The organism is Haematospirillum sp. H4485 (assembly GCF_012102745.1).
Taxonomy (GTDB): domain Bacteria; phylum Pseudomonadota; class Alphaproteobacteria; order Rhodospirillales; family Rhodospirillaceae; genus Haematospirillum.
The window spans coordinates 182,757-189,966 of record NZ_JAAVSY010000003.1; the positions used below are offsets into that span (position 1 = coordinate 182,757).

Annotated in this window: 4 protein-coding genes; 3 read left to right on the top strand and 1 reads right to left on the bottom strand. The window is 57.4% G+C overall.

Translation table 11 applies throughout. From position 1 onward, the window contains the following. Position 1 precedes the first annotated feature (1 nt). Positions 2-880, bottom strand: coding sequence for a BadF/BadG/BcrA/BcrD ATPase family protein (locus HEQ61_RS04415; RefSeq protein WP_168019283.1), 879 nt, complete (start codon positions 878-880; stop codon positions 2-4). A gap of 263 nt (positions 881-1,143) precedes the next feature. Between HEQ61_RS04415 and putA the strand changes: the two genes are divergently transcribed. The 3 genes from putA to HEQ61_RS11490 all read left to right on the top strand — a co-directional run bounded on the left by putA (position 1,144) and on the right by HEQ61_RS11490 (position 7,069). Further along, complete coding sequence (putA, locus tag HEQ61_RS04420; protein WP_168019281.1) at positions 1,144-5,043, top strand: bifunctional proline dehydrogenase/L-glutamate gamma-semialdehyde dehydrogenase PutA; 3,900 nt, start codon at positions 1,144-1,146, stop codon at positions 5,041-5,043. 265 nt (positions 5,044-5,308) lie between these two features. Next, positions 5,309-5,527: a DUF4169 family protein gene (locus tag HEQ61_RS04425; RefSeq protein ID WP_168019279.1), complete on the top strand. Its 219-nt coding sequence runs from the start codon at positions 5,309-5,311 to the stop codon at positions 5,525-5,527. Positions 5,528-5,647: 120 nt separating this feature from the next. After that, positions 5,648-7,069, top strand: a complete 1,422-nt coding sequence (locus HEQ61_RS11490) for an SPOR domain-containing protein (protein ID WP_168019277.1) — start codon at positions 5,648-5,650, stop codon at positions 7,067-7,069. Positions 7,070-7,210: the final 141 nt, after the last annotated feature.

Sequence of the window (7,210 nt, forward strand, 5' to 3'; positions counted from 1 at the left end):
GTTATATAATCCTGCGGGCCAGAAGAATGGCTCCTGCCAGAGGATCTGCCAAGGGGATGCGCAGAAAGCTCTTGGCTTGAGGAGTCAGGAAAGGTTCAAGCCGGGTAGCGATCCCTCCGCTCAGGCAAACGGATGGAGCGCCCAGTTCAACAAGCCGCTGTATCATGGCCGAGGCATCACGGGCTGCGGCATTGATAATCATGTGGGCCGTTGTGTCGTGGCGCTGTTCTGCGTCAAACACTGTCGGGGCAAGGCTGGCATAGTTTTTCGGGCGTGCTGTTGACGTCCAGGACACAACGGCTTTTGGGTCATGGTTGAAGGATTCCATGATCATCCCGGTCAGGGGAGTCTTTTCCCATAATCCATCCAGCGCCAGTAGGGCGTACTCTACGGCCTTGCGTCCTATCCAGCTGCCCGAGCCGTGATCGGACACCTCAAAGCCCCAGCCGCCGACAGACACTTCCCGTCCATTGACACGGCCATATCCAGCCGATCCGGTTCCCAGAATCAGGATGGCGCCATCCGTTTCTCCAAAGGCCCCCGTGCAAGCAATATGCGCGTCAGACGTTACGGTCAGTGATCCCAGCCCATGTGTGTGGGAGAGGAGTGCGGGATCGTCTGTCTGTGCAAATCCGGCCAGTCCAAACACGGCACGAATGTTTTGTCGATCTTTGGCTTCATCCAGCCCGGCTTTCCTCAAACAGAGATCAATGGCGGTATTGATTGATGCCCACGCAGTTTTTGTGCCCAGCCGGATGTTGCACGATCCGGACTCCGCTTCTCCGATAGTGGTGCCGTTCTGATCTGTCAGACGGGCTCGGCAGAGGGATCCGCCTCCATCAAGGCCGAGAAAGAAGCGAAAGGCCATGGGGTGCATCATGTTGTGTTCCGGATGTGCGTTGTGATGTTACCAAGTCTGTACCCATTGCGTCATGAGATGATACAACGGGTGGGAATTGTGTATCTGGGCTTATGGTGTATATGAAACGGCAGCTTTCTGTATTGAACAGTAGAATATTTCCTTTCCTGTCATCAAAGAAAAGCAGATATCAAAGCCGGAGCGGACAGTTTCTGACCGTTTATAGTACCTGAAGCGCGGTGGCCCGTTCGCATAATCAAAATGATATATATGGGAGTGATTGTATGCCGGCACAGTTTCCGCTGGTCTTTCCACCTGAGTCCCCGGATTTCCCCGCCTGGCGTGATCGTTTGGCCGGTCAGTATCGTCGGGACGAGGACGAACTGGTCGTCGAACTCATAGAGGCAGCGGCCTGCTCCCGCGAGGAGCAGGACCGGATTGATGCCATGGCCACGCGTCTGGTGTCTGCTGTCCGTAGCCATCGGGTTGCCAAGGGTGGTGTTGACGCCTTCATGCATGAGTATGACCTGTCAACCCGTGAGGGCTTGACCCTCATGTGTCTGGCCGAGGCTTTGCTGCGCATTCCCGATCCCTTGACGGTTGATGCCATGGTTCAGGATCGGTTGTGTGGAACAGACTGGGACCGGCATTTCGGCAACAGTCGATCGTTGTTTGTCAATGCGGCGACTCTTGGTCTGATGGTGACCGGTCGTATCTTGCAGCCGTCTGATTTGCCCGGTGCGGATGGAATGCGCATTGTGCGTTCCTTGATCATGCGTCTGGGGCAGCCGGTGATTCGTCAGGCCCTGTGTCAGGCCATGAAGATGATGGGGCGCCAGTTTGTTCTGGGGCGTACCATAGAGGAAGCCAGAAAGCGTGGTGCTGCACAGGAGCGACGGGGCTACCGTTATTCTTTCGACATGCTTGGGGAGTCTGCGCGGACGGAAAGCGATGCCCGGGCATACTTTGTGGCCTATGAGCAGGCGATACATGCCATCGGCCAAGCGTCCAACGGGCGCGGTGTTCTGGCCGGTCCCGGTATTTCTGTCAAACTTTCGGCTTTGCATCCGCGTTACGAGGCAGCAAAACGATCTGATATGCTTGAGATTCTGGCCGGCCGTACCCTGACCCTGGCCCGGCTGGCGCGTCAATACGATATTGGTTTCTGCATTGATGCCGAGGAAGCAGATCGTCTGGAGCTGTCCCTGGAGATTATCCAGCGCGTTTACAGCGATCCATCCCTGGACGGGTGGACAGGGTTCGGGCTTGCGGTGCAGGCCTATCAGAAAAGAACGCGTGTGACCTTGGAGATTCTGGCCGACATGGTGCGTGCCGTAGGGCGGCGCATGAACATTCGCCTGGTCAAGGGAGCGTACTGGGATACGGAGATCAAGCGCGCTCAGGAGACGGGGCTTGCGGATTATCCGGTTTATACCCGCAAGGTGACGACCGATGTCTCTTATCTTGCCTGTGCCCGTGCCCTGTTCGGGTATGGCGATCTCTTCTTCCCGCAGTTTGCGACCCACAATGCTCAGACCATGGCGGCTGTTCTTGAAATGGCTGCCGGCCGTCCTTTCGAATTCCAGCGTTTGCATGGCATGGGTGAAGAGCTGTATGAGGAGATTGTTCCGGCCGACAAGCTGGGCATTCCATGCCGTATCTATGCGCCTGTCGGCAGTCATGCCGAGCTGTTGTCGTATTTGGTCCGGCGGTTGCTGGAAAATGGTGCGAATACATCGTTTGTCAACCGGCTGGTCGACGAGCGTATTCCGGTTTCTGCCATCATTGCCAACCCTGTTGATGCCCTGCGTTCTGTGGCGGTGCGCCGGCATCCCGGGATTCCCCTGCCGCGTGATCTGTACGGTTCTGGACGGATCAATGCATCGGGGATGGATCTATCTGACAGCCGTATGCTGTCAGATCTTGCCGAGGCCATGAAAACACATGTTGCGACGACGCTTGCGGCAGGCCCCCTTGTGGGTGGCGAGGTTCGGAACGGAACGCCATGCCCGGTCTATTCGCCGGCTGATCGCCATCATGTTGTCGGCACCATCAGTGATGCCGGGGATCAGGATATTCGCGACGGATTGGGGAAGGCCAAGGCTTCGTTTGCAGCCTGGAGCCAGCGACCGGTTGCCGAGCGTGCCGCCATTCTGCGGCGTGCGGCTGACCTGATGGAACAGAATATGGCTTTGCTGATGACGCTGTGCATCCGTGAGGCAGGCAAGACATTGCCCGATGCTGTGTCCGAGGTCCGTGAGGCGGTTGACTTCCTGCGCTATTACGCAGCGGAAGCGTTACGTTTGGCAGATGATCATGCGCTGACCGGTCGTGGTGTATTTCTATGCATCAGTCCCTGGAATTTTCCCTTGGCCATTTTTACCGGTCAGGTCTCGGCAGCCTTGGTTGCCGGGAATACTGTTATTGCCAAGCCAGCTGAGCAGACACCCCTTGTAGCCTTTCAGGCTGTGCGCTTGTTGCATGAAGCCGGTGTTCCGGTCGATAGCCTGTCCCTGTTGCCCGGTCGCGGGGAAACAGTTGGTGCGGCTCTGGTCTCTGATCCCGATATTGCTGGTGTTGCTTTTACGGGGTCATCCGATGTGGCGCGGCTGATTGCCCGTTCTCTTGCTGCCCGCGGTGTTGGTCCGGTGCCCTTGATTGCGGAAACGGGTGGCATGAATGCCATGATCGTGGATAGTTCGGCCCTGCCGGAACAGGTTGTTCGTGACGTCCTGCTCTCTGCGTTTGGGTCGGCTGGCCAGAGGTGCTCTGCCTTGCGGGTTCTGTATATTCAGGATGATATCGCCGATACGGTTCTCGCCATGTTGCGTGGTGCCATGAGTGCTGTCCGGGTTGGTCATCCGGGGCGGATCGATACCGATGTTGGTCCTGTTATTGACGAGGAGGCCCGCTCTGTTCTTGAACAGCATGCGTGCGCGCTTGAAGCGGCAGGGCGCACAGCCACTCTTTGTCCGCTGGCTGCCGGTACAGATCGTGGTGTGTTCTTTGCGCTACGGCTGTTCGAGATTGAGAGTATACGTGAACTGTCGCGGGAAGTTTTTGGCCCGATCCTCCATGTGATTCGTTACAAGGCTGCGGATCTGGATCGCGTTCTTGCCGATATCCGTGATACCGGGTACGGGCTGACCATGGGTGTGCATACCCGTATTGAGTCCAGGGCACAGCACGTATTCCGGAATTCAAGGGTCGGGAATCTGTATGTCAACCGCTCCATGACCGGAGCTGTCGTCGGTGTCCAGCCTTTTGGCGGAGAGGGCTTGTCAGGCACCGGTCCCAAGGCGGGTGGCCCATATTATCTGCAGCGCTTTGCCCGATCGTATCCGTTTCCGGCTTCAGCTCTGACAGCCGATGGCCCTGCAACGGTCTCTCCAGGTGGGGTCTCGGCTTCCTTGCCGGCACCGATGTCGGAAGTCCAGGCGCCGGCATCAGCACTTGTGCGTGCCATGGCTGTGGCCATGCGGGAAGGATCCGCCTCCAGGCCGGACTTCACGTCCCTCGACAAGCGCGTGGCTGTTCTGGAAGGAATGGTTTCCACGCTTCAGCATCAGGGTGCGCAGCTTCTTGCTTTGCTGGAGCGTGATGGTGGGGCCGACCGTGTTTCGACCCCATCGGGAGCATTATCGGCTTATGCTGAGATTGTGCACCGGGTTGCCCTGCAGGTGCGTGCCCTTCTGTCGGGACCGGTTCGCATGCCTGGTCCAACCGGGGAGACCAATGACCTGCATCTGGCCGGTCGTGGCCCTGTCGTTCTTTTCATGGATCAGGATGCATCCTTGGAGCAGGGGCTTGCCAGGGTTGCGGCAGCGTATGGTGCCGGAAATCCTGTTGTCATGGTTGTCCATCCTTCACTGGCTGGGGCTGTACGGTGCATTATGCCGCAAGCGTTCGGGCTGGAGCTTGTGGTTGCAGCGCCTTCGGACTCGCTTGCTGCCTTGGCCGATCTGCATGATGTGGGGGCTGTTGGTGTCTCGGGGGGCAGAGGTCTTCTGGATCAGGTTGCCCGTGCTGTGGCAGCCCGTGATGGAGCCGTTGTCCCCGTTGTTGATGAAGATGCCGGGCCGGGGCTTGTCCTGCGGTTCTGTTGTGAGCGAACCCTGACCGTGGATATTACAGCAGCAGGGGGTAACACCCTGCTGATGATGCTTGGTGATGCCGCATCCTGAGCCTGAAGAACAAGAAAAGGTCGGGATTCCACGCGATTCCCGGCCTTTTTTTGCAGATGGCAGAACGGAACATGTGCGGACACGATCCTACTATGCTTCAGGCATAGTGATCGGGGGTTATGGTGCTTGTCACTGCACTCGTTCGTAATGTGTGCTATTGTTTGCCTTCACAGGCACGATACTGCATGGCCTTGCAGAAACCTTGTTGTCAACGCGTTCTGTAAGATCCGTGGCTATGCCGGGCAGGAGATGAGGAGGAGGTTTTGTGTCCGAGGTTATCAACCTCAGAAAAGCCCGCAAGCAGAAGCAGAGGGCTGACAAAGATAAAGAATCCAAAGCCAACCGTGCCTTGCACGGACAGGCCAAGGCAGTGCGCGATTCCGTGCGGGCAGCGACGGAACGCTATAACCGGTATCTGGACGGTCACCTGAGGGAAAACCCGCCGTCCGGAGATTTTGTGAAGGAAACGCAAGACAAGGAATAGGGCTGTACGTTCACCCTCCCTTTACCCTTGTATGCTAGGCTGACACAATGCGCTTTGTAAAAGCCCGAGTTTGCAGGGGGGTTCCTGTGACCGGGTCTCCGCCTGCAGGGGGGCGTGCCCGTGGAACGGTTTTTGGCATTACGTGTACCCGCTCTTGTTATGCTGCTTGCCCTGCAATTGGCGGGGTGTGGCCCGTTTCTTGACGGCCCGGACGGCGTAAACCGGTTTCTGGCCCCTGGTGCCAAATCTCAGGTTAATGCGGCACTGGCGGCCATGGCCCGTGGTGATTATGGTGAGGCGGAATGGGCTATCCGTGCCGCGTTGTCTGCCGACAAGACCACAATGGCCGGGGTGGAGCGGGATCCGCTCTTGCTTCTTGCTGCGGCAACCCTGTACCAGACAACCAACAGGCCCCAGCAAGCGATAACCTATTACCGCGAGCTTCTACAGCGTAATCCCAGGGGATATGTAGCCGGGTCCTTGTGGGGATCCTTGCAGCCACGTCCCATCGTCGAGGTTGCCCGTGAAAACTTGCGCCTCCTGGAAAGTGGCGGGATAGGTCGTCCGTCGGCCCCTCCCCCTGACAGCAAAGCCCAAGCCCAGCCATCCAAGCAATCTGCGCCTTCACCTCCGTTGGCAGGAGAAACAGGGGCAGAGCTGGAAGCTATTGCACAGAGATTTGCGTTGATGACACGTCTTCTTGAGCTTGGATTGGTGACTGAAACGGAGTGGGGTGCCCGCCGTAACGCCAACATTGGTTTGTTGACCCCGTTGACCGCGCCGCGTCCCCCTGCCGTTGGCTTGGAAAAGCCCCCGCCAGATGAAGCGCAGGTTACCAGTCGGCTTCGTGCGTTGCGTGACGCAGTCGAGGGGCGGGGTATGACTGTCGGTCAGCATGAAATCGAACGAAAAGCCATTCTGGATGGCATCATGCCTTCCGATCCACGGGTAAGGCGTGATTCGCCCCGGTGGCCCTCAAACGCGGAAGAGGTTACGTCGGCTCTCGCTCGTCTGGATGGCTGGAAGAAGGGGGCCTTAATCAACGAAGAAGAATATATGCTGGAAAAACAGGCCATAGAACGGTCTGGCCAGAGCGGCGGAAAACCAACGCCCCCCCCTGTCGAGCCTGCACCAGATACAACGAGCAAACCAAATGAGCCTCCGCCATTCCCTACAGCTTCTGTCGCAAATCCGGCAGCAACCCTGCAAAGCGGGCGGGGGCCACTTCAAGTTGTTCCAAGCCCATCTGATCCACAACAGCCTGATGCGTCAGCCAGCAATGCTGCGGGGTCCGGGGGGGTGGTTGCGGTGCTTCTGTCTTCGTATGAGAGTGAAGCCCAAGCCCGCATGGGATGGGAGGAGATCAAGCGGAAACATCCTGATGTCTCAGCCCTTCAGCCCAAGGTTACCCGTATAACAACGCAGGATAACAAGGTTCTTTTTCGTTTGAATGCGGGTCCTCTCCCTGATCGTCAGAAGGCCGAGGAACTTTGTTCGAAATTACAGGGCCAAAGCTGTGAACCCGTCTTTCTTGGGGGATGATGCATTTTTTTTGTTTTGTTTAAGGAATTGTGTTGACGATTTTTGGATTGGGGCTTAGAAGGTGCGTCCCGACGCTGAGGGACTGGTTTTTCTGGTTTTGTTGGTGTCTGGTGCTGTTTTACAGAGTGAAGAGACGGAAGG